The sequence below is a fragment of the Hansschlegelia sp. KR7-227 genome, assembly GCF_049446035.1.
Classification (GTDB): Bacteria; Pseudomonadota; Alphaproteobacteria; order Rhizobiales; family Methylopilaceae; genus Methylopila.
The window spans coordinates 383,964-402,598 of the sequence record NZ_JBMSEA010000001.1; the positions used below are offsets into that span (position 1 = coordinate 383,964).

The window sequence follows — 18,635 nt, forward strand, 5'->3', positions numbered from 1 at the left end:
AGGAGGAGAGCCGACGCGCGGCGAGTCCGGGGCTTGCGTCTCTCTTCGAGAAGCTTCAGCCGCCTTGCGGGGGAAAGCTGTTCTGCTTCGCCGGAACCATCACGGCCTGCCGGACGCTTCGTCGCGATGAAGCATACGCACGAGCGGAAGACCCTCCTCCTCAGGGGCGGAGAGCGGCTGGCCTATTTCGAAGCTGGACAGGGGCCGGGTCTGCTGCTCGTCCACGGCGCTGTCGTGACCTCGCACGACATGCTTCTGAGCCTGCTGGAGCCGCTGGCGAGGACGCATCGTGTGGTGGCGGTCGATCGCCCGGGACATGGGCTCAGCACGCGGCCCCGGCTGAGCGGGTCGCCGCGCCGCCAGGCGGAGCTCATCCTGGAGGGCGCTGGGCGGCTCGGGCTGCACCGTCCGGTGGTGGTCGGCCATTCGGTCGGCGGGACCGTAGCGCTGGAGATGGCTTTGTCCTGGCCGGAGCTGATAGCGGGCGCCGTCGCCGCGGCGCCGATCGCCTTTCCCGAGCCCCGCCTCGAGCAGATTCTCTTCGGTCCGCGCGCCGCGCTCGGCTTCGGGGAGTGGGCGTCGCGTGTGGGCGGCGTGGGCCTCGACGCGGCTCTGCTGCCGATGCTGTGGCGGGCGATGTTCCTGCCGCAGCGGATGCCGGAGGCGTTCCGGACCGGCATGGCGTTCGATGAAGTGCGCTGCGGGCCGGGCCTTCTCGCGAATGGCGAGGACGCGGTGGCCACGCCCGCCGCCCTGGTCGCTATGGCGGCGCGCTACGGGGGATGCCGCGTCCCCGTCGAGCTCATCGCGGGCGACAGGGATCTGGTCGTGAATCCGCTGCTCCACAGCCACGCCCTGAGCCGCCTGCTTCCGGTCTGCTCGCTTTCCTGGGCGCCCGGCTCCGGCCACATGCTGCACCATTTCCGCGCGGACCTCATTGTCGAGGCGGTGCGTCGTCTCGCGAGCGGGACGGGCTGAGCCGGGCGCCGCCGGCCCCTAAATCTTTCGTGGATTGGGCACGCCGCGCAGGCAGGTCCGCCCAAGAGCACGCCGCGTTTGTGGACATCGCGAGACGCCGTTGGGAGACCGTTCGGCCGCTAAACTGACATTCCCGCCGGAAACGGTGGAGCGACGATCGCCGGTGCGCGAAGATCGCGGCATCGTCATCAGGCATCTCGTCAGCAGCGCATTGAAATGGCGGAGACGGAGGGCGCCATTGCCACGTCTCCGCCAGTCTCACCCCGTCGCATAGCCGTTGAAAACTGAGGATATCGCGGCGCTCCGCTGTTGCATCCCGTCGCGCCTTGTCGCACACAATCACAATGTTTTGGGCGGGTAGCTTGGCGGGCTGGCTTTTGCGGCCATGGCGGAGAGACCCGTAATCGAACTGCGCGAGGCGATCCGGCATGCCGAAGAAGGCGCGCGAGCTTACAGCTCTCGACGTGAAACGCCTGACCCATGGCGGAGGGCGCTCCGCGACCATTCATGCGGTCGGCGGCGTCGCTGGGCTGGTGATGCAGGTCACGCCGAGCGGAGCCAAGAGCTGGCTCTTGCGAGCCCGTGCAGGCGGTCGCCGCCGGGAGATTGGCCTGGGCGGCTTTCCGGACGTGACGCTCGCGGCTGCACGGGACAAGGCGCGGGAGGCCAGGGCGAAGCTGGAGGCGGGCGTCGACCCTGTTTTGGAGCGCCGTACGGCGCGCTCCGCTCTCGCCGCCGCTCACGCCCGGGGCCTGACCTTCGCGGACGCCGTCGATCGCTACCTCGAGAAGCGGCTCGCCGAGTTCCGCAACGACAAGCACAAGCGCCAGTGGCGATCGACGCTCGACCTCTACGCCGCGCCGAAGATCGGCGGCATGCTGGTTTCGGACATTGCCCTGCAAGACGTGCTGCGCGTGCTCGAGCCGATCTGGTCCGAAAAGACCGAGACCGCGACCCGACTGCGCGGGCGCCTCGAAAGCATCCTGAGTTGGGCGACGGTCGCCGGGCACCGGACGGGCGACAACCCGGCACGCTGGCGCGGCAACCTCGACGCCATTCTCCCGAAGCCGAGCAAGGTCGCAACGGTCGAAAATCACCCGGCCATCGCTCTCGACGATGCCGGTCGCTGGTTCGCCGAGCTGCGCCGACGCGAGGGCATGGCCGCCCGCGCGGTCGAGTTTCTAGCTCTATGCGCTTCGCGCTCGGGCGAAGTACGCGGCGCGGCTTGGGGCGAGATCGATCTCTCTAAGAAGCTGTGGATCATTCCCGCGTCCCGCATGAAGATGAGGGCCGAGCACCGCGTGCCGCTCACCGACGAGGTTGTGGACCTGCTCAAAGCGCTTCCGCGCTTCAAAGGCTCGGATTTCGTGTTTCCGGCTGTGCGTGGCGGTGCGCTGTCCGACATGTCGCTGTCGGCGGTCATGAGGCGAATGCAGGAGGGCGAAGTCAGGGCAGGGCGGTCTGGCTTCCTCGATCCGCGAAACGGCCGCCCAGCGGTTCCCCACGGGCTACGATCGACGTTCCGGGACTGGACGGCGGAACGGACCGACTATCCCCGCGACATGGCCGAGATCGCGCTGTCGCACAGCGTAGGCACTGACGTCGAGCGCGCCTATCGGCGCAGCGACATGGTCGAGAAGCGCCGCGCGATGATGACGGCTTGGGGGCGATTCCTGCGCGGAGAGGCGGCGGCGAAGGTGGTTAAGCTGAGGGGGCGGTCGTGACAGCGCTTCTGGAGCAATGGTTTTGGGCGCATCTGGAGGGCATGGAAGATCGCGCCGGGTCGGCGCAAGGCGTTCCCAGGCTCATCGAGCGACTAGCCCGGAAGACAAAAGACCCGGTTCTTGCCCAATTTTATCGTGAAACGCATGATCCAGCGTCGGTGCGTCAACGCCTCGCCAGGATCCGGTTTACAGCGGAGCGCCGCGACCTCGAAGAAGCAATTCTCGCCTTCATCAACCTGAAGGAGCGGGCACAGTGGGTCTGGTCTTTGGCAGCCGAGCAGCCGTTACTTTGGGATCATAACTTTAAGGACCGCGGAGCCGAGCAGGCTCAGAGGGTAAGAGATCGGGCGCAGGTCTGGCGGTCAGTATGGAATGAATTGGCGGCCGTCATTTACAATGAGAAGCCGGATCTTAGGGACGACCCAGGTAAGGCGGCGCACATTGTGAGAAAGCGGCTGAAGGCGGCTGGCGATAAGCGCGGCTATATCGAGAAAGCCACGGAGGACGGGGCAAGAGCATACGAGCTCCCCACCCGCGATGCCATTTATCGCCATTTAAAGAAAGTTCGGATGGCCGCTCGGCCATCCGAATAGCGACGGTCCAAGTTTGTCCGCGTCAGATCACGACGCGAGGCGAGAAATGCCGACATACCTGAGCGATACGGACTTGGCCGCACGGTTCGGCATCGTCCGACAGACCATCTGGCGTTGGGTCGCGGAAGGTCGCTTCCCGAAGCCCATCAAACTGTCGACTGGCTGCACCCGTTGGCGTCGGGAAGACGTCGAGGCCTGGGAAGCCTCTCGCCTCGAGGCCGCGTAACGGATGGCCCCTCAGCACGAAGCCCGCTCGGCTAGGGACCGGCGGGCTTCGGAGAATGTCGGTTTTTGCAGGCTCGACCTCTCCGAAAATAGCATCCCGCTCCTGATTTGCAATCGCATCAAGCACCGCTTTGGCGTCTCCGTCGAGGTCGCAGCGCTTGTCGCGCAGCTCGCCGACCTTGGCCCGCGGGAGCCGCGGCGATGACGGCGAAGGTGATCAAGCTTCGGAAGGGGAGGCAAGCCACCCCCGTTTCGAATGGCTCTGGTTTACCGATGTCGCAGATCCTGCCGCTCCCGCGGATCGACGTCTCGGCCTACCACGGCGAAGACGGCTCAGTGACCTATGACGTCGAGCTTATCAGGCACGAAGGGCAGGACGGCTTTGACGTCTTAGCCACCTTCGGCGACGCGGACGCGGCCGAGGCCTTCATCGAAAAGTACATGGGCGACCATCCGGAGGGCGGCGGATGAGCGACGTCCTCGACGAGTACGGAATGCTCGAAACGATGCGTCAACCGGAACTCGACGCCTTCAAGGCGAGGGGCGTTCCGCCTTTGGCGCTCGCCGAGCCGGATGCGCTCTGCCGCGACACGGTCGTCTTTCTCGAGGGCGGCCGGTTCGAGTTCAAGCGGTGGGCTGATGACGTGTCAGGCGCCACGGGCGCCGTCATCATCCTTGTCCGATCGGGCCTGGACTACGCCATGGATCTAGTGGCGTGGACGCCGGGAACCGACAGGCTAGCCTCTTGGCTCGGCTATGCCGGCATGCTCGGCGAAGGGCACGCGGCCTCGGCGCGCATCGCCGAAGGTCTGAAGGTTCACCGCTCGCCGCTGACGTGGCTGCAGTCGTCGCGCCGCGGCGTCGTGATCGTCGACCCACGCCGGGCCGCGCCAATCCTGCGGAATGTCGGGCCGATCGAGGCCGAGGATCACGCGCACGCCCGCGAGCTACGGGCCACGCTCGCCGAACCCCCGATCCGCATCATCCTCCCCGCGGGGAGCGTCGCCGCATGAGCGATGTCATCGACTTCGCAGGCGATCAGAAGAGCGGGCGATCCGGCCGCGCTCCCCGCACCGAGCGAATGCAGCGGATTGCCGCCTCACCATTCGTTTGGCGCGACCCGGCGACCCTGCCGCGCCGAAGGTGGCTTTACGGCACGGTCTACATTCGCCGGTTCCTGTCGCTCCTGATCGCCGCAGGCGAAGTCGGCAAGACGGCGCTGCTGATCGCCGAGGCTCTGGCGCTTGTGACGGCCCGCGACCTCTTGGGCGTGAGGCCGCGCGAGCGTTGCCGCGTCTGGCTGATCAATCTCGAAGATCCGATGGAGGAGCTGGAGCGCCGCGTTCTCGCCGCCATGCTGCATTTCGGAATCGACCGCGACGAGGTGGAGGGCTGGCTGTTCTTGGACAGCGGCAGGGACATGCGGGTCCTGCTCACCATGAACAAGGACGGCGCGCTGGCGATCGACCCCGTCGCTTCGGAGGCGATCATCGGGACGATGCAGGAGAACCAGATTGACGTCCTGATCCTCGACCCCTTCGTCAGCCTGCACACAGGGCAGGAGAACGACAACGTGGCGATCGACATGATCGCCAAGGAGCTCGGCCGCATCGCCGAGCTGACGAACGCCTCGATCATGTTGGCGCACCACAGCCGCAAGATTTACGAGGGCGAAGTGAAGGTGGAGGACTCGCGCGGCGCGAGCGCCTTGCTCGCCGCGGCCCGCGTGGCGCGCGTGCTCAACAAGATGCCGAAGGCCGACGCCGAGCGCTGGGAGATCGACAACCCGCGCCTCTACTTCCGCGCCGACAACGGCAAGTCCAACCTGGCGCCGCCGGCTGAGAAGGCGGACTGGCACCACATCGCCAGCGTGCGGCTAGGCAACGGGACCCGCGACCCGTCAAACCCCTTCGACTTCAATCAGGACGATGGCGACAGCGTCGGCGTCGTGACGACGTGGGAGCCGCCGAGCGCCTTGGCCGAGCTTACGGTCGGGGACCTTGAGGAAGTGCAGCGCCGCGTCCGCGCCGGAAAGTGGAGGGAGTCGCCGCAGGCTGCGGCCTGGGTCGGCAAGGTGGTGGCCGACGTGAAGGGATGGGACCTCACGAAGCCGGGCACGAAGAAGAAGGTCAACGGCGTGTTGGGCTCCTGGTACGCGAGCAAAGCTCTCGAAGTTTATTCCGATCAGACCGACAAGCGCGAATGGAAGGATCACGTTCGTGTTGGCCCGGCGCAGTGAGTTTGCCGAACCCCGATACCCTTGTTTCTTGCCGCCGTGCCGAACCCGAGCCCCCCTTATAAGGGTGGGGCTCGGCAGTCCGGCGGCCCTACTGCCGAACCTTGCCGTGCCGAACTTCGATCAGGTTCGGCAACCACCCCACCGGGGGGTAGACGGCATGCCTCCGGCAGAGCCTTTCCGTACCGGCGGCATCGTCCAACGCGCGTTTTCGGGAAATCGGGAATCCGATCTCCGCACCGGTGTCGGTCCAAAACTCGCGCAAAGCCAAATTAATGTTCTGAGATGGCCAATCTGCAAAAGGTGGGGGGGCGGGTCTAGGCCAGCGCTCGCCGCGATCTCCGCACCGGCGTCCATCTCACCCGCAGATTTTTTCCCTCTCGTTGATTTCAATCAAAGGGGCGCACTGGGGGGCGGTCGCGGTCATCGTCGGCGACAAACTGCGGACCGGTGGTGGAGTGCAGCAGGGCTAAACCGTAAGAAACGGAGCCTCAGAAACCTTTTTTCTACGAGTTTTACGCAAGAGCTCGACAACACCGGTGCGGAAAACAGCCTCCGTTTAGGCGGGACCTACCCCCCGAGGGGGATCGCCGGTCCCGCGGATCGCGCCGGCTACCCTTCGGCCTCCCCCGCCCACATGCTCGGCGAGCCTGCCGATGAATGACGCCGCAATTCTAGCAACGCTAGATGGCATCTCGCGCGAGCTCGAACGCCTCCGGGAAACTGTGCGGGACCGTATGAACCCGAAGGTGGCGCTCGTCACCGGGCTCGCCGAGGCCATGGACCGCGAGTTGTTCACCGCTTCCGATGTTACTTTGGGACCCAAACTAACAGAGTTTCCGCGCCTCGCGGCGGCAGTAGAGGCGACGTGTGGAGGTAGTACGCGCGGCCTCGGTCGAGTGCTTGCATCCCTAGAAGATCAAGCAATAGGCGGGCTTGTCGTGATGCGCAGGGGAGAGGCGCGCGGCCATGTTCTATGGGAGATCGTCGTCGCTCCGGTGCGTTAGTTTGGATCTCGAACTAACAGAGGCCCTTTAGCGCCGAGTCATTGGCTGCGACCTTCGCTCCGCGAATGGAGAGCAAAGGCCGATGAAATGTCCCGACTGATCGACACAGCCTCGCGCTATGACATGCAGGCGAAGGCGCTGGACTTCACGCGGGGCGTTATTGCGATGGCGGTGGCGGATTCGGTCGGCGATCGACCGTCCGCCATCATAGAGCGCCGTTGGCCGGACGCCCGCTATAGCGCGCTTATCCGCAAGGCGGCGATCGGATCGGGCTCTGTCGGCGGGGCGACCTGGGGCTCCGAGATCGCGGACCTTCAGCCGCTTGCGGACGCCTTCCTCGAAGAACTGCGGCCCCTGACCTTCCTAGGTCGAATGGAAGGCGTCCGTCCGGCGCCCTTCAATATCCGTTTTGCGGCCGGCACGGCGGCGGCGTCGGCCGGCTGGGTGGGCGAGGCGTCGGCAATTCCGATCACGTCGATGACGTTCGGAGAGGCGACGATGCGACTCGCCAAGGTCGGCGGGATCGTCGTCTTGACCGAAGAGCTGCTCCGGTCGACGTCGCCAGCGGCGGAAGCACAGATCAAACTCGACCTTCAGTCGGCGATCGTCACCTTCACGGACGCGCAGATTATCGATCCGACGATCACGGAAACGGCGGCACGGCCGGCGTCGATCACGAACGGAACGACGCCGGTCGCGGCGAGCGACACCACGGCCGAGGCGGCGGCCGCCGATTTTCGGGCACTCGTCAAAAAGCTGACGGATGCAGGCGTCGGCCTCGCGGCTCCGTACTTTCTGATGTCGACCGACATGGGCGCACGCCTCGCCGGGCTGGACGTCCAGATGTTTCGCGACGTCGGCCCGCTCGGCGGGAAGGTCATGGGCATTCCGGTTCTTACGACGCCGGGTTCTGGCGCCGTCATCGCGCTGGTCGACGCGAGCGAAATCGCTCTTGCGGACGAAGGGCTTGAGATCATGACGGCGCGTCAAGCCAGCGTGCAGATGGACACCGCACCCAATCAGACGCCTGGCACGGCGACGAACCAGGTCTCTTTGTTTCAGGTCAACGCGGTCGGCGTCCGCGCCCTTCGATCAATCCGCTGGAGGAAGCGCCGCGCCGGCGCGGCGGCGTACATCTCGGGTGCTGCCTATGGCGACGCGGCCTGATCCGGTGGTGAGCGATTGGGGAGAGAAGTTCGGCCGCGACGTTGTCGAGATCGTTCGTGACCACGTTTCGCGTGAAATCCACAAGCTGGAATCTCGCCTTGAGGAACGAGTTAAGTCCCTAGAGGCGCGTCCGACGCTCGAATACCGCGGCGTCTGGAGTGGGGACTTGACCTACTCGAAGGGCAACGTCGTCACGGACGGCGGTTCCATGTGGTTTTGCAACCGTGAAACCAGGGCGCGGCCCGGCACCTCCGGCTGTTGGACGCTCGCGGTCAAAAAAGGTGCTGACGCAAAATGACTATCGAAGAGGAAGTCGATCGCGCAGGGCCGATGATTGACCGCGCTCTTGATGAGTACATCAAGAAACGGGCGCATGCCATGAAAGAAGAGGGGTGTGATCTAGATGTGATCATACCGGTTTTAGCTGAAGCCTATCGGGCGATGGAGGTGGAAAAGCCAAAGCTACTCGCTCGTATTGAGGGGATTCTTCGGCGCGGCGGGCGAGAGCTGCATTAACAAAGGGCGCAACGTCGTGAAACGAGACGCAAATCGACTTAATCGGAACTTTGAGATGAGTGAGCCTGCGAATGCAAACGAGCGCCGACGCCGCGTGACGTCTGATCATATGCGCCTAGACGAGATCAAAAGACGCGCCGTAAGTGCGCGACAAGCGATCCATTGCCGTATGGTCAAGGCTGGCGCGCGGCCGAGCAACTTGCGCGACGTAACGGATCATCTTCGGTCTCTATTTGAGATCGTGTTTATCCCGGAAGCCGTGGTCGATCCCAAACACTGGCTTCGGACCTACGGAATGCAGAGGACACGTCCATGAGCGAGCCCGCCTACCCGTATGATCTCGTGGTCGACATGCCAATGCTTGTCGGCCCGCGCGGCCCGGCCGGCATAGACGGCCCGGCAGCTACCGCGCTCAAGGACGCGGCGGAGGCGGCGGCTTTGTCGGCCACGCTCATTGCTTCGGAAAAACTGGACAAAGCGTCGAACCTTGGTGACTTGCCGAATAAGGCGACTGCGCGCGTAAATATCGACGCTGCCGCATTGAGCGACGAACCGGTGAATCCGGCTGCGCCTCCGTTTAACGCCGACAGGACAGGCGCGACCAACAGCGCCGCCGCATTTACCGCCGCGTTTGCCGAGGCCGTCGCACGGGCGCAGACCAATGGCGGCGTCGCGCACGTCAGGCCGTCGCCCGGCCGTTACCTTATCCAGTGGGACGGCGTGAGCGGGTACAGCGTCAATCCTGGCGCCACCTCGTTCACCGGGATCAATCAGCGTTATTGCGTTGTCGTGAACGACCCGGCGGTCAAGAGCGTCGTTCTCGACCTGACCGGCGTTACGCTGGTGATGGGCGGAACCGACTGGACGGAATGGGCGTCGTTCCTCCTCGTTAAGGGAGCCGAGCGCCACGTCATCAACGGCACGCTCGATTATGCGCACCGGCCGTTCTTTCAGGGCACGGTCAACGTGGTCGGCGCGAGCGCTATCAGCGTGCAGATCGACCCGGCCTTCGGCGAAGCGCCGTCGTTCTCTGAAGTTTTCGAGATCGTTCTTTACTCCGAATATGACAACACGCGCGCGGAACGCTACCCGCTTGTGCTAGCGCTCGACCGGCACGCCTACACGGGCACGCCGGCGCCCATGACGAACCAGGGCGGCGGCCTTTACCGCATCTTCGATCTTACGCCTGACGAGATGGCGTTCATCAGTTCCACCGCTCTTACTACAGGCTCGACGGTCGTGGTGAAGGGCTGCACGGACGGCCCGGCGTGGTTCAACGGCATTCTCTGCCCCGCGACGTCGATCGTAGGGACGACCTGCCACTGCTCGGCTGAGGCCCTGTTCCTCAATACGCTCTGCCTTAACAGCACGGTCGAGAACGTGCGCGTCGTTCCGCGCCCCGGATCGAACGCGCTCGCGGTCGTCATGCGCGACGCCTTCGACCATTTCGACTGTGGCGGCTCCGTAAAGGTCTCCGGCTGCGAAGTTGTCGGGACGGGAGACGACGGCACCGCGATCATCGGATCCGCGTTGATCTCGTTGCAGCGCGTCACCGCGACGACGATGTCGGCGTTCTCCTACGGGCATTATTACGGGGTCGCGCCGATCGGGTCGCACTTCGCGATCTACAACGCAAGCCATGTCCAGGTCGCGGCCGGCGTCATAACGGCGATCGGCGGTTTCGATGCGGACTATTTGCGCCTCTATACGGTCGAGCTTTCGTCCGGGTCGCTTCCGGTCGACATGACGGACCATATTGCTCCAATCCTAGAATATCAGCCGCTAGCGCGCGTTCGGGGAAATCGCTTTCGCAGCATTCGCGGGAGGGCGATCTACAGCGGGGCGCGCGGCATCTATAGCGACAACATCATCGAAAACACGACAGACGAAGCGATCCTTATCCACCCATCGAAGGGGAACAACGCGGCGAACTACACGGGTGGGAGAGGCATCGAGATAGACGGCAACGACATCCGCGGAGCCTGTCGGGCGACGTTCTACCCCGCCGCCATCCGCGTGTTCGCGTCCAGCCCGGCCCCGACCGGATCGCAGGAGGCCGCGCTAAATTACCCCTACAAAAAGGTTTCGGTCAGAAACAACCTGATCGCCGACTGCCCTCACATGGCCGTTCTTATTGCCGGCGTAGAACAGGGCGACATCTTCGGAAATACGATGGTCAATGCGGCGTGGGCGACGCCAGCGGGCGAACAGACCGCACTCGGCCTGTCGACCAAGGCCGTGTTCGGTTACATCAACTGCAAGAAGGTCGCTATTAAAAGGAACACGCTGATTGATTGCAACGGCGCATCCGTATCGGTCTCGACGACCGCCAACGGCGGCGCGAATATCGGCGTCGTCGTGTCGAACAACGCCGATATGGACCTCGCGACGCTCGTCGAGGCGTTCAACACGGACGTTGGGATCGGTATCTTGGAGCCGCTCGCGAGGCTGCACGCTTATAAAACCTCCGGCGTGGAGCTATTGCTGGAAACGAACAGCGCGTTCTTTCCAAAACTGAGAATGAAAAACGGCTCTCTCGAAATGTCGACGTATGGGGCCTCGGATGGCTGGTATGTCCGCAACGAAACGAGCTCTACGAACCTCGTTCGGTTCCCCTCCACCGGCGGTATCAACCCATCGGCATCGGGGACCTATTCGTTGGGCGCTCTCGGCGCGTCTTGGAGCACGACGTGGACGAACACCCTGAGCTTGTTTGACGGGATCGCGGCGCCGGCGGCCGTCGCCGGACGCGCCCAGCTTTTCGTTGACGCTGCGGATGGCGATCTCAAGATCATCTATGGCGACGGCACGACAAAGACGATCGTCGTCGACACCTAAGCGAGCGGTGTCATGATGATCGTTTGCTTCTGCGATTGAGGGCGCTTCTCGAAGACGACGACGCTGTCATAGCAGGTGATCGAGTCGGTCGATGTCGTGATCCCCGTGATCGGGACGGCTTTCCTCGAATGGGTCGCGTTAAGTTCGTCAAGGCATCCTTTGACAAATTCCATAAAAGACCCTTCGCGTTTCAGCCCGCCGCCGTATTCATCCCAATAGGCCGTGTGCATGTCTTCCACCATGTACACGCCGCTCTTGCTGATACGGTCGAACAGTAGCTTGAACGTCGCCATGACGTGCCGCATGTGGTGACTGCCGTCATCCAATACGATGTCGATCTTCGGGTGTTTTGCGAGGATATCGTTGATGACGGCAGGATCGTCCTGGCTGCCGATAAAGACGTCGATCCCCTCAGCGGAATGCTGCGCGCAGTCCGGGTTGATATCGAGGCCGACGATTTGAGCGCCCTCTCCGAAGTACGCCTTCCACATCTCGACGGACCCGCCGCCATGTACGCCGATCTCTAAGATCACGGGGCGCTTTCCGCGGAACCTAGAGAAGTGCCGTTCGTATATATCGAAGTAGTGCATCCACTTGCTCATACGCTTAGGTCCGCCAGCAAGTGCATATTTGTGCAGAAAGCCGCTGTCGCTCATTTTAGAATCCCCCATTTTAGGTTTCGTTATGACTTAGGATTGCATCCGTCAGCTTTTCGACGTTGCATATTTCGAACGGGAACATGATGCCTTCCCGCGTGATGGCCTTCACGCTGGGAAAGAAGTATGTGGCGTCATGGCCAAGCGCGATGTCGATCATTGGGTAATTGGAGTTCACCACATCGCCTGGGGCGATGTAGCGGAGGCGCTTATTGCCAGCGCTTAACAGGAGGGTATGAAATGCAGAACCGGCGCATCCCACAACATCAGTGAACGCGTCGAACGTGGTGATCTGATCTTTAAACGTTAGATCCTCGGGGTAGACCACGTCATAGCCGTGATCTCTCATCGTGTTTTCGATGAATTGCTCGTTCGAAACGAGCGTCACGCCATGTTTTATCTTTGTTTTAGAGATGTAGACGCCGTTACGTTTTTTCACATCTGGGGGCTTGATACCCATAGCGATGCGAGCACGCGAGAACATCTCGGCAAACTCGTGATAGACGTGGGCGCGCGGCTGCATCGCGGGCTCGGGAATGACAAGCGCCTCAAAGATGGTCGGGCGCGATGGCCTGATCAGGTCGCCTTCGCCAACTCCGAGCGCGACTAACAAATCGCGCATAAAGGGCCGCTTCGTCAGAAGCTCCGGAACGTCCTCGTTCGCATGACACACAACGCCGTCGATCGTCGATCGACATTGGCCGAGCGCCCACATCCTATTCAGGCTTTCGATCAGAAAATGACCGAAGTGCGGGAAGATCGGCCCAAGGTAGAAAAACGTCCCGGCCCTGCGATCAAAATCGCCGCTCGGCATCGGCATGCGATCGACATGGCCAAACGGGCGTTCGCCGCGCCCTCGGAGGGGAATTGAGAGCGGCAGGGCGCCCCCGGCATAGTCCGTCAAGCCCCATGAGCCATTGAAGAAGGAGCCGCTTACAGGGTGATAAACCGCATTGTGGGAGACGCTAACACGAGGCCCGGAGAGGATCGCGACATCGCCATTCAATCGGTTAGGCGGCACGTCTCTCGCAGTAAAGCGCGGAACCGTCATCTGTTCTCCCAATGGGGCCTAACACCTTAGCCGGGTGTGGCTACCATGGCGCCGATCATGTCGCTAGAGCGTCCATTTATCGCTGGCGGTTCTGCTTATGTGACGGGCGTGATTGCTGGTTGAACATAAGGTGCATTTATACTTTAAACTCAGGTTCTAGCGTCGATCTGCGCGACAAGCTCGTACCCTTAGCGGGCCAGCGGCTTTGTCAGTAGAGCGAATGAGGGTGGGCTCGATCTCTGGAGGGAGTTAATCCGAGTTTCCACACTAACGGACTCTCGCGCGCCAGTTCGAAAACGTAAGATAATGTCAGGGAACATACTAAGGCAGGATTACTGATGCGAAACGCGATTAAAGGACTTCTGTGCGCCGCGATGTGCTTGGCGTCTATGACGCCCGCGCGGGCGGATTTCATTGTCACCCCCCTTGTGGTCTCACTCTTGACTGGAGCCGGCGTCAGCGCGGCTGTCGCTGGGGTGGCTGCACCGCTGGTCGCGCCAGTTGTCCGGCGCGCGGATGGATCGGTATCCGGCGGCATGATCTTGAGGGTTCCTCGCCGATGAGCGCCATGGTCGGCGTCGTCATGGAGAACCGCCTACATCTCATGAGCGACGGCGGCGTGTTTCACGCCAGACAGCCGGGCGTGCTGATAGGCGTGATGCCGAAGGTTATTCCCATTCCTCGGCTCAACGCCGCGTTTGTCGCGCGTGGGGCGCTCGTGGCGAACCTGCTCTTTCCGATGGTCTGCGAAGCCGTGCGGGACTTTGACGAGCTAATCGGCGACCTGGGGGCGATCCTCGACCGCTTCGATACCGTCATGGACGAAGCGGTCCACATGGACAACGAGCTGCTGATAGGTGGCTGGTCGGAGGAGCTTGGTCGGCCTCGCCTGCTTTTCCGCGCGATGCATGACGGGATGGCCGGTGTCGAACGCGGGTCCGTCTATGAGGTCGCCGCCTTCACTACGGGCGACCCGGCGGCGCTTCCGTCAGACCTTTCGACCTTCCGCGCTTCAGACGGCGTAGGTGTATTGGATAGGGCGCGCCAAATGGAGATCGCGGGCGGGACCGCGATTGGCGGCGCGATCTATCACGCCGAGATCACCGAGCGAGGCGTGTCGCCGGTGACTTGCGTCCACCGCTGGGACGATAGGATCGGGGAGATCTGCGGCGCGTCGGTTCCGGCGGCAGCGTAGGATCAAGGCCCCTAGGAAGATTACGATCAAGCGTATAGCGCACCGTACCGTGTCACCACGCGCGCAAGCTCGCGACCCTTGGCGGGGTCGGCGGCTTGTCATTGGCGCGAACAAGTGTAGCTTCGTCCGTGGGTGTGGAAACCCGGAGCTAAGAAGCACGCGGGACGCTTGGCGGCGTCCGCGTAGCACGGGGTAGGAGCTTGGCGGCTCCGATCCGTATGGACGCGCCTTGGCGGGCGCGCCTCAACCTGGCCAGAGTATGGCCGGGGGCGGTGCGCCATGTCCAGAGGGGTAAACCCTTAAAAGCGTGCCGACGTGTCTCTTAGCCACGTTTCCACCCCCCGGCTGCTCGGGCCGTTTCCGGGCACGGGTGTGGAAACCCGCAGCTAAGAGACGAACATGCACCACGATCATAAGGCTTTGGCCGCGCCCTACGGCGCTGCGATGGCGATCATCGGCCTTTCAGCCCATACGGCGCGCCTCGAAAGCCTCAATGCGGAAATTGTCGACGAACTTGGCCGCTATCGTCAGGCACGGACGAAGATCGGCGACCTGATCACTCGCTTGATCGACGGTCTAGACGAGATCGACGCGGTCGCCGAGGATATGGAGGACTTCGACGAAGGCGACGCTCTCGACGCGGGGGAAGACGACCCCGCGGAGCGTGACGACGATAGCGAGGCCAACGCCAGCCCCGCCACGCCAGAGTGGCGACCGTCCGTCCCAGCCAAGCGGATCGGTTCGAGGGCGCGCCCATGACGCTCACTCTCATCGTCAACAACGACGCGACGGATTCCTGTCAGCCGCGGCGTTCCGAGCGGGTCGACTGCGCATCGTGGAGGCGGTCGATTCGATATGTTGATCTTGCGGATCATCGCCGCCTAGCAGCGGATTGCGAGCTGTGGATCGCCCGTGAGGAGTACGGCGAGGATGATCCAGGCACGCGGCTTCTGGAGGAGAGAGCGCGTCTCGCGTTCGAGTTGCTCATCGAGCATGTCCGCCGCCAAATATTGCTTCCTGCTCCGGATGTGGGCGCCCTGCGCTGGAAGGAAAAACACTGCAACGCGGGCAGTCTCGCCAACCGCGACCCCGCGGTGCGGGAGGCTATAGAGCGAGATCGGCAGCGGTTTTCCGACGTCATCGAGCGGAACCGGCGGGCCGCCGCCAAGCGCAGTGAGACCTGCGCGTTGAGGGCGCGGCCATGAGCAAGCGCTCGGTTCTATCCTTCCCCTGCGGACGCGAGCGCGAAGTGTCGATTGACGGCGTGCTGCATGAAATCCGCGCGCTCTCGAAAGTCGCATGGCTCGCGCTGGGCGAGGTTGGAAGCGGCACGGACGACGCCGACGCAATGCGGCTCACGCTCGACATGCTCAACGAGAAAGTCGACGCGGTCGAGGCGGCGCTTACCGCGCTGAGTGTCGACCGATGGGTGACGATCCGATCGGTGTCCAACTGTATATGGTGGCGCACGCCGCTTCTCAGATCATGCTCACGACATTCAAGGAAATGCCCCGTCGGCAGGCCATCAGCGTCATGGCGCGGCTCTATAGGGACTTCGAGCGCGACATCATGAACGAGGGGACTCCCCCGACGCTGGTCTCTGTCAACGCGGAACCGAAGCCGTCCAAGCGACGACGGAAAACGACGCTTCAGGTCGTGCAAAAGCGCACCTGAAGGTGGGCGGGTAGGTTGGCGGGGCGTTACGGCCCCGTCATAAAATACGTAGCCAAATCAGCGTGTTAGCTCGTGAAGTGGCGGAGACGGAGGGATTCGAACCCTCGAGACCCGTTTCCAGGTCTGCTCATTTAGCAAACGAGTGCCTTCAGCCTCTCGGCCACGTCTCCGTGGCGGCAGGGGTACACGGGCGCGTTCGGGCGGTCAACGCATCGCGCGAACGCGGCGCCGGCGCCGCTGGGGAAACGTCGGGTCGCGCCTTCGCCGTCAGTTCGCGGCGATCCATTCGCGCGCGCCGCGCTGGGCGTCCGCAATCTCGGCGGCGGTCATTTCGGCGGCGAGCTCCCGGCGCAGCCGGGCGGCCTCGGCGACGCCCTCCCGGGCGGCCAGGTTGAACCATTTGTGGGCGGCGACCCGGTCGATCGCCGCGACGCGGCCGATCGCGTGCATCAGCCCGAGCTGGAGGAACACCGTGCCGGTCGCCACGGCGCCCATCGCGCCGCAGTCGATCGAAGACATTTCATACCGCGCCATCTGCCTGTCCCCGTCTGGCCTGGACCCAGCCATTTCCCGGCTTGGGCCGTTGCTTGCGAAGACCTTAAACGATGCCTTCGCGTTGAAGGCGACTATGAGCAAACCTGTTCTACCGCCTGCTTAAAAGTCGAGATGAATACAAATTGAATGATCTGAAAACAGTACGTAAATTTCGCACATCCTTTACCGTGCGAAGCCAAGAGGCTGAGGCGGGGCCTTGGTCGAACGCGAAACCGGCGGACGCCGGCGTTCATCCCGCGGCAACCATCCCACGGGATTAAGCGGCCCGGCGCGCGATCGGTTCGATCCTCCGTGGTCCTTCCGCGGGCGGGAAAGCGGAGGCACAGTGCGGACACGAACGACGCCGGCGGCGCGAACGCCGGCGCGCCGTCTTATGCGAGGAGCACATCCATGATCCGCTTCGCCATCGCCGTTGCGCTGGTCGCGCTGTCCGGCGCCGTCGCCTCCGCCGATCCGGCGGGCACGTGGAACACCGCCGAGGGCAAGGCCCGGGTGCGCATCGCCGACTGCGGCGGCGGCCTGTGCGCCACCGTCCTGTCCCTCAAGGAGCCGAACGCTCCGGAGGGCGGCCCGAAGCTCGACATCCGGAACGTCGACGCCTCGAAGCGGACGCGGCCGATCGTCGGAATATCGCTGCTGTCCGGGATGGCGCCGCAAGGCGACCAGTGGCTTGGAAAGATCTACAATCCAGAGGACGGCAAGACCTACAAGGCCTATATGAGCGAGCAGGGCGGCGACAAGCTCAAGGTGCAGGGCTGCGCACTGGGCGGATTGATCTGCAAGACTCAGATCTGGACGCGCGCGAAGTAGCGCACGGAATTGTTCCGTGCTTCTCCGCAAATCTACGTGTGTGACGGCGAGCGGACTGGTCGAAACCTTCTGTGCTCCGCCGCGTTTGAGGCAGTGAACGCATCCGCCTGCGCCTCGTTCGATGCGCGGCGGCCGACATTGCAGGAGCATCGATGATGAAGACCGTTATGAGCCTCGCCGCCGCGGCGGCGTTCGCCGCAGCCACGCTCGCCGCGCCGATCGCCCAGGCTCAGACCAATGAGGGATCGGGCTCGCGTCCGTCCGCGACCCAGAACTCGACCAACGAGAACCAGAGCAACAAGCCGGTCACGAATCAGGGCTCCGGCATGGCGAGCGAGCCGTCCACGGCCGCGCCGACTCAGAACTCCACGAATGAGAACGGATCGGCGAAGCCGGCCGGTCCGTCGATGGGGTCGACCTCGTCCGAGCCGAAGAAGAAGGCCGCGCCGACCGACACGTCGAACTGACGTCCGGTTGAATGACAAAACGCCGCCGCGGCACGGGCCGCGGCGGCGTTTTGTTTTGATTGACGGCGCGTTTAGAGCCGGCGGCCGAGTACGATCCCCGCCAGCACCGCGATCAGCGTCATGTTCAGCGCCCTCTTTCGCCGCGCGCCCGGGGGCCGAACAGGCAATGGGGCCGTATCATGCACCGGCCTGCTCCTGCGCGTGGACGACAGCGCGGAGCCTGCCGCCGCGACTTCGGCCCGGACGCGATCCACGACGGCCGGGCCGCGCGCAACCGGCCTGCGCTCCCACGACCCGACCCAGGCGACGATCCCGGCGACGACGATAAGCCCGCCGCCCACCATGAGGGCGGCGACGGGGAGACCGAACCGGGGCTCAAGCGCGGCGACGGCCGCAGCCGTCAGCGCGCCGAGCCCGAGCAGGCCGAGCAGCGCCGCGATCGAAAGGAAGAGCGCCTGCCTCTTCAGCCGGGCGATGCGCCGTCCGATGTCGAAGGTCGCAAATCCGAGGCCTGCCTGAAGCAGCAGGCGGAGCATCAGCGCCTCCGTCCGAGCGCGCCGACGATGTAGCCGAGACCGAGCGCGACGAGCACGGCGGTCAGCGGGTTCTGCTCGACGGCGGCGCTCAGGTCGTCAGCCGCGGTGGCGACCTTGTCGCGGGCGGTGTCCACGCCCTCGCGCGCGGCGTTGCGCGCGGTCGCGGCGCCGTCGGACAGCAGCGTGGAAAGCGTGTCCGTGAGCTTCGCCACGTCCGCCTTCAGGTTTGCGAGGTCGCCCTCGAGGGAGGATCCGCCGGGCAGGGTGTCGCCGGAGCCGGGTAGGGTGTCGGACATGGGATGCAGTCTCCTCGTGTGAGTTCTTAAGGCCCGTCGACCGTGAAGGGCACATATGGCGTTCGTCCGGGATTGCCCGCCCGAGGACGTCGATGTCGCAACGTCCGTCGC

At 63.8% G+C, this 18,635-nt stretch carries 23 protein-coding genes and 1 tRNA gene; 18 read left to right on the forward strand and 6 right to left on the reverse strand.

Annotated elements, in window-relative coordinates; all coding sequences use genetic code 11:
- Positions 1-126: 126 nt before the first annotated feature.
- The 12 genes from ACO2RJ_RS01700 to ACO2RJ_RS01755 all read left to right on the forward strand — a co-directional run bounded on the left by ACO2RJ_RS01700 (position 127) and on the right by ACO2RJ_RS01755 (position 11,284).
- Entirely contained in the window at positions 127-978 is an 852-nt protein-coding gene (locus ACO2RJ_RS01700; protein WP_423266282.1) for an alpha/beta fold hydrolase, read from the forward strand.
- Between the two features lie 428 nt (positions 979-1,406).
- Entirely contained in the window at positions 1,407-2,702 is a 1,296-nt protein-coding gene (locus tag ACO2RJ_RS01705; protein ID WP_423266283.1) for a tyrosine-type recombinase/integrase, read from the forward strand.
- Positions 2,699-3,295: a hypothetical protein gene (locus tag ACO2RJ_RS01710; protein WP_423266284.1), complete on the forward strand. Its 597-nt coding sequence runs from the start codon at positions 2,699-2,701 to the stop codon at positions 3,293-3,295. Before ACO2RJ_RS01705 ends, ACO2RJ_RS01710 begins: the two co-directional genes overlap by 4 nt.
- Positions 3,296-3,341: 46 nt before the next feature.
- On the forward strand, positions 3,342-3,521 hold the full coding sequence (locus tag ACO2RJ_RS01715; protein ID WP_423266285.1) for a helix-turn-helix transcriptional regulator: 180 nt from the start codon (positions 3,342-3,344) through the stop codon (positions 3,519-3,521).
- A gap of 272 nt (positions 3,522-3,793) precedes the next feature.
- The gene (locus tag ACO2RJ_RS01720) at positions 3,794-3,991 is read left to right on the forward strand and encodes a hypothetical protein (protein WP_423266286.1); all 198 of its coding nucleotides are present in this window, start codon (positions 3,794-3,796) and stop codon (positions 3,989-3,991) included.
- Positions 3,988-4,533, forward strand: coding sequence for a hypothetical protein (locus tag ACO2RJ_RS01725; protein WP_423266288.1), 546 nt, complete (start codon positions 3,988-3,990; stop codon positions 4,531-4,533). Before ACO2RJ_RS01720 ends, ACO2RJ_RS01725 begins: the two co-directional genes overlap by 4 nt.
- Positions 4,530-5,759, forward strand: a complete 1,230-nt coding sequence (locus ACO2RJ_RS01730; RefSeq protein ID WP_423266289.1) for an AAA family ATPase — start codon at positions 4,530-4,532, stop codon at positions 5,757-5,759. Before ACO2RJ_RS01725 ends, ACO2RJ_RS01730 begins: the two co-directional genes overlap by 4 nt.
- 653 nt (positions 5,760-6,412) lie before the next feature.
- Positions 6,413-6,763: a hypothetical protein gene (locus ACO2RJ_RS01735; protein ID WP_423266290.1), complete on the forward strand. Its 351-nt coding sequence runs from the start codon at positions 6,413-6,415 to the stop codon at positions 6,761-6,763.
- A 123-nt stretch (positions 6,764-6,886) separates the two neighbouring features.
- A complete protein-coding gene (locus tag ACO2RJ_RS01740; RefSeq protein WP_423266291.1) occupies positions 6,887-7,930 on the forward strand; it encodes a phage major capsid protein in 1,044 nt (347 codons plus the stop codon).
- Positions 7,914-8,228 carry a hypothetical protein gene (locus tag ACO2RJ_RS01745; protein ID WP_423266292.1) on the forward strand — a complete coding sequence of 105 codons (315 nt, stop codon included), beginning with the start codon at positions 7,914-7,916 and terminating at the stop codon, positions 8,226-8,228. The genes ACO2RJ_RS01740 and ACO2RJ_RS01745 overlap by 17 nt, the downstream gene beginning before the upstream one ends.
- Positions 8,225-8,446, forward strand: a complete 222-nt coding sequence (locus ACO2RJ_RS01750; RefSeq protein WP_423266293.1) for a hypothetical protein — start codon at positions 8,225-8,227, stop codon at positions 8,444-8,446. Before ACO2RJ_RS01745 ends, ACO2RJ_RS01750 begins: the two co-directional genes overlap by 4 nt.
- A 312-nt stretch (positions 8,447-8,758) precedes the next feature.
- Positions 8,759-11,284, forward strand: a complete 2,526-nt coding sequence (locus ACO2RJ_RS01755; protein ID WP_423266294.1) for a hypothetical protein — start codon at positions 8,759-8,761, stop codon at positions 11,282-11,284.
- On the opposite strand, the gene ACO2RJ_RS01760 is transcribed toward ACO2RJ_RS01755, so the two are convergent.
- Together ACO2RJ_RS01760 and ACO2RJ_RS01765 are read right to left on the reverse strand one after the other, a co-directional pair.
- On the reverse strand, positions 11,281-11,940 hold the full coding sequence (locus ACO2RJ_RS01760) for a class I SAM-dependent methyltransferase (protein WP_423266295.1): 660 nt from the start codon (positions 11,938-11,940) through the stop codon (positions 11,281-11,283). The two genes, ACO2RJ_RS01755 and ACO2RJ_RS01760, sit on opposite strands and share 4 nt — an antisense overlap.
- A gap of 16 nt (positions 11,941-11,956) precedes the next feature.
- The gene (locus ACO2RJ_RS01765; RefSeq protein ID WP_423266296.1) at positions 11,957-12,991 is read right to left on the reverse strand and encodes a glycosyltransferase family 61 protein; all 1,035 of its coding nucleotides are present in this window, start codon (positions 12,989-12,991) and stop codon (positions 11,957-11,959) included.
- Positions 12,992-13,550: 559 nt separating this feature from the next.
- Here ACO2RJ_RS01765 and ACO2RJ_RS01770 point away from each other — a divergent pair.
- The 4 genes from ACO2RJ_RS01770 (at position 13,551) to ACO2RJ_RS01785 (ending at position 15,860) form a co-directional block, all read left to right on the forward strand.
- The gene (locus ACO2RJ_RS01770) at positions 13,551-14,186 is read left to right on the forward strand and encodes a hypothetical protein (RefSeq protein ID WP_423266297.1); all 636 of its coding nucleotides are present in this window, start codon (positions 13,551-13,553) and stop codon (positions 14,184-14,186) included.
- Between the two features lie 444 nt (positions 14,187-14,630).
- A complete protein-coding gene (locus ACO2RJ_RS01775; protein WP_423266298.1) occupies positions 14,631-14,945 on the forward strand; it encodes a hypothetical protein in 315 nt (104 codons plus the stop codon).
- Entirely contained in the window at positions 14,942-15,391 is a 450-nt protein-coding gene (locus ACO2RJ_RS01780) for a hypothetical protein (protein ID WP_423266299.1), read from the forward strand. The genes ACO2RJ_RS01775 and ACO2RJ_RS01780 overlap by 4 nt, the downstream gene beginning before the upstream one ends.
- Before the next feature lie 220 nt (positions 15,392-15,611).
- Positions 15,612-15,860, forward strand: coding sequence for a hypothetical protein (locus tag ACO2RJ_RS01785; protein ID WP_423266300.1), 249 nt, complete (start codon positions 15,612-15,614; stop codon positions 15,858-15,860).
- Between the two features lie 78 nt (positions 15,861-15,938).
- Here ACO2RJ_RS01785 and ACO2RJ_RS01790 read toward each other — a convergent pair.
- Together ACO2RJ_RS01790 and ACO2RJ_RS01795 are read right to left on the reverse strand one after the other, a co-directional pair.
- Positions 15,939-16,030: transfer RNA gene (locus tag ACO2RJ_RS01790), tRNA-Ser, on the reverse strand.
- 97 nt (positions 16,031-16,127) lie between these two features.
- The gene (locus tag ACO2RJ_RS01795) at positions 16,128-16,394 is read right to left on the reverse strand and encodes a sel1 repeat family protein (protein WP_423266301.1); all 267 of its coding nucleotides are present in this window, start codon (positions 16,392-16,394) and stop codon (positions 16,128-16,130) included.
- A gap of 411 nt (positions 16,395-16,805) precedes the next feature.
- On the opposite strand from ACO2RJ_RS01795, the gene ACO2RJ_RS01800 reads away from it, so the two are divergent.
- Together ACO2RJ_RS01800 and ACO2RJ_RS01805 are read left to right on the forward strand one after the other, a co-directional pair.
- A complete protein-coding gene (locus tag ACO2RJ_RS01800; RefSeq protein ID WP_423266302.1) occupies positions 16,806-17,225 on the forward strand; it encodes a DUF2147 domain-containing protein in 420 nt (139 codons plus the stop codon).
- 152 nt (positions 17,226-17,377) lie between these two features.
- Positions 17,378-17,692 (forward strand): hypothetical protein, encoded by a 315-nt coding sequence (locus tag ACO2RJ_RS01805; protein WP_423266303.1) that lies wholly within the window; start codon positions 17,378-17,380, stop codon positions 17,690-17,692.
- Between the two features lie 71 nt (positions 17,693-17,763).
- On the opposite strand, the gene ACO2RJ_RS01810 is transcribed toward ACO2RJ_RS01805, so the two are convergent.
- Both ACO2RJ_RS01810 and ACO2RJ_RS01815 read right to left on the reverse strand, forming a co-directional pair.
- Complete coding sequence (locus tag ACO2RJ_RS01810) at positions 17,764-18,228, reverse strand: phage holin family protein (protein ID WP_423266304.1); 465 nt, start codon at positions 18,226-18,228, stop codon at positions 17,764-17,766.
- Positions 18,228-18,524, reverse strand: a complete 297-nt coding sequence (locus ACO2RJ_RS01815) for a DUF883 family protein (RefSeq protein WP_423266305.1) — start codon at positions 18,522-18,524, stop codon at positions 18,228-18,230. Before ACO2RJ_RS01815 ends, ACO2RJ_RS01810 begins: the two co-directional genes overlap by 1 nt.
- Positions 18,525-18,635: the final 111 nt, after the last annotated feature.

Excerpts from the sequence above, each read along its gene's own strand:
- ACO2RJ_RS01800 (WP_423266302.1), top strand. The coding sequence starts at position 16,806 with ATGATCCGCTTCGCCATCGCCGTTGCGCTGGTCGCGCTGTCCGGCGCC.
- ACO2RJ_RS01760 (WP_423266295.1), bottom strand. The coding sequence starts at position 11,940 with ATGAGCGACAGCGGCTTTCTGCACAAATATGCACTTGCTGGCGGACCT.
- ACO2RJ_RS01730 (WP_423266289.1), top strand. The coding sequence starts at position 4,530 with ATGAGCGATGTCATCGACTTCGCAGGCGATCAGAAGAGCGGGCGATCC.
- ACO2RJ_RS01815 (WP_423266305.1), bottom strand. The coding sequence starts at position 18,524 with ATGTCCGACACCCTACCCGGCTCCGGCGACACCCTGCCCGGCGGATCC.
- ACO2RJ_RS01725 (WP_423266288.1), top strand. The coding sequence starts at position 3,988 with ATGAGCGACGTCCTCGACGAGTACGGAATGCTCGAAACGATGCGTCAA.
- ACO2RJ_RS01705 (WP_423266283.1), top strand. The coding sequence starts at position 1,407 with ATGCCGAAGAAGGCGCGCGAGCTTACAGCTCTCGACGTGAAACGCCTG.
- ACO2RJ_RS01810 (WP_423266304.1), bottom strand. The coding sequence starts at position 18,228 with ATGCTCCGCCTGCTGCTTCAGGCAGGCCTCGGATTTGCGACCTTCGAC.
- ACO2RJ_RS01750 (WP_423266293.1), top strand. The coding sequence starts at position 8,225 with ATGACTATCGAAGAGGAAGTCGATCGCGCAGGGCCGATGATTGACCGC.
- ACO2RJ_RS01700 (WP_423266282.1), top strand. The coding sequence starts at position 127 with ATGAAGCATACGCACGAGCGGAAGACCCTCCTCCTCAGGGGCGGAGAG.
- ACO2RJ_RS01770 (WP_423266297.1), top strand. The coding sequence starts at position 13,551 with ATGAGCGCCATGGTCGGCGTCGTCATGGAGAACCGCCTACATCTCATG.
- ACO2RJ_RS01745 (WP_423266292.1), top strand. The coding sequence starts at position 7,914 with ATGGCGACGCGGCCTGATCCGGTGGTGAGCGATTGGGGAGAGAAGTTC.
- ACO2RJ_RS01785 (WP_423266300.1), top strand. The coding sequence starts at position 15,612 with ATGGGTGACGATCCGATCGGTGTCCAACTGTATATGGTGGCGCACGCC.
- ACO2RJ_RS01765 (WP_423266296.1), bottom strand. The coding sequence starts at position 12,991 with ATGACGGTTCCGCGCTTTACTGCGAGAGACGTGCCGCCTAACCGATTG.
- ACO2RJ_RS01715 (WP_423266285.1), top strand. The coding sequence starts at position 3,342 with ATGCCGACATACCTGAGCGATACGGACTTGGCCGCACGGTTCGGCATC.
- ACO2RJ_RS01735 (WP_423266290.1), top strand. The coding sequence starts at position 6,413 with ATGAATGACGCCGCAATTCTAGCAACGCTAGATGGCATCTCGCGCGAG.
- ACO2RJ_RS01805 (WP_423266303.1), top strand. The coding sequence starts at position 17,378 with ATGATGAAGACCGTTATGAGCCTCGCCGCCGCGGCGGCGTTCGCCGCA.
- ACO2RJ_RS01720 (WP_423266286.1), top strand. The coding sequence starts at position 3,794 with ATGTCGCAGATCCTGCCGCTCCCGCGGATCGACGTCTCGGCCTACCAC.
- ACO2RJ_RS01795 (WP_423266301.1), bottom strand. The coding sequence starts at position 16,394 with ATGGCGCGGTATGAAATGTCTTCGATCGACTGCGGCGCGATGGGCGCC.
- ACO2RJ_RS01780 (WP_423266299.1), top strand. The coding sequence starts at position 14,942 with ATGACGCTCACTCTCATCGTCAACAACGACGCGACGGATTCCTGTCAG.
- ACO2RJ_RS01740 (WP_423266291.1), top strand. The coding sequence starts at position 6,887 with ATGCAGGCGAAGGCGCTGGACTTCACGCGGGGCGTTATTGCGATGGCG.
- ACO2RJ_RS01755 (WP_423266294.1), top strand. The coding sequence starts at position 8,759 with ATGAGCGAGCCCGCCTACCCGTATGATCTCGTGGTCGACATGCCAATG.
- ACO2RJ_RS01775 (WP_423266298.1), top strand. The coding sequence starts at position 14,631 with ATGGCGATCATCGGCCTTTCAGCCCATACGGCGCGCCTCGAAAGCCTC.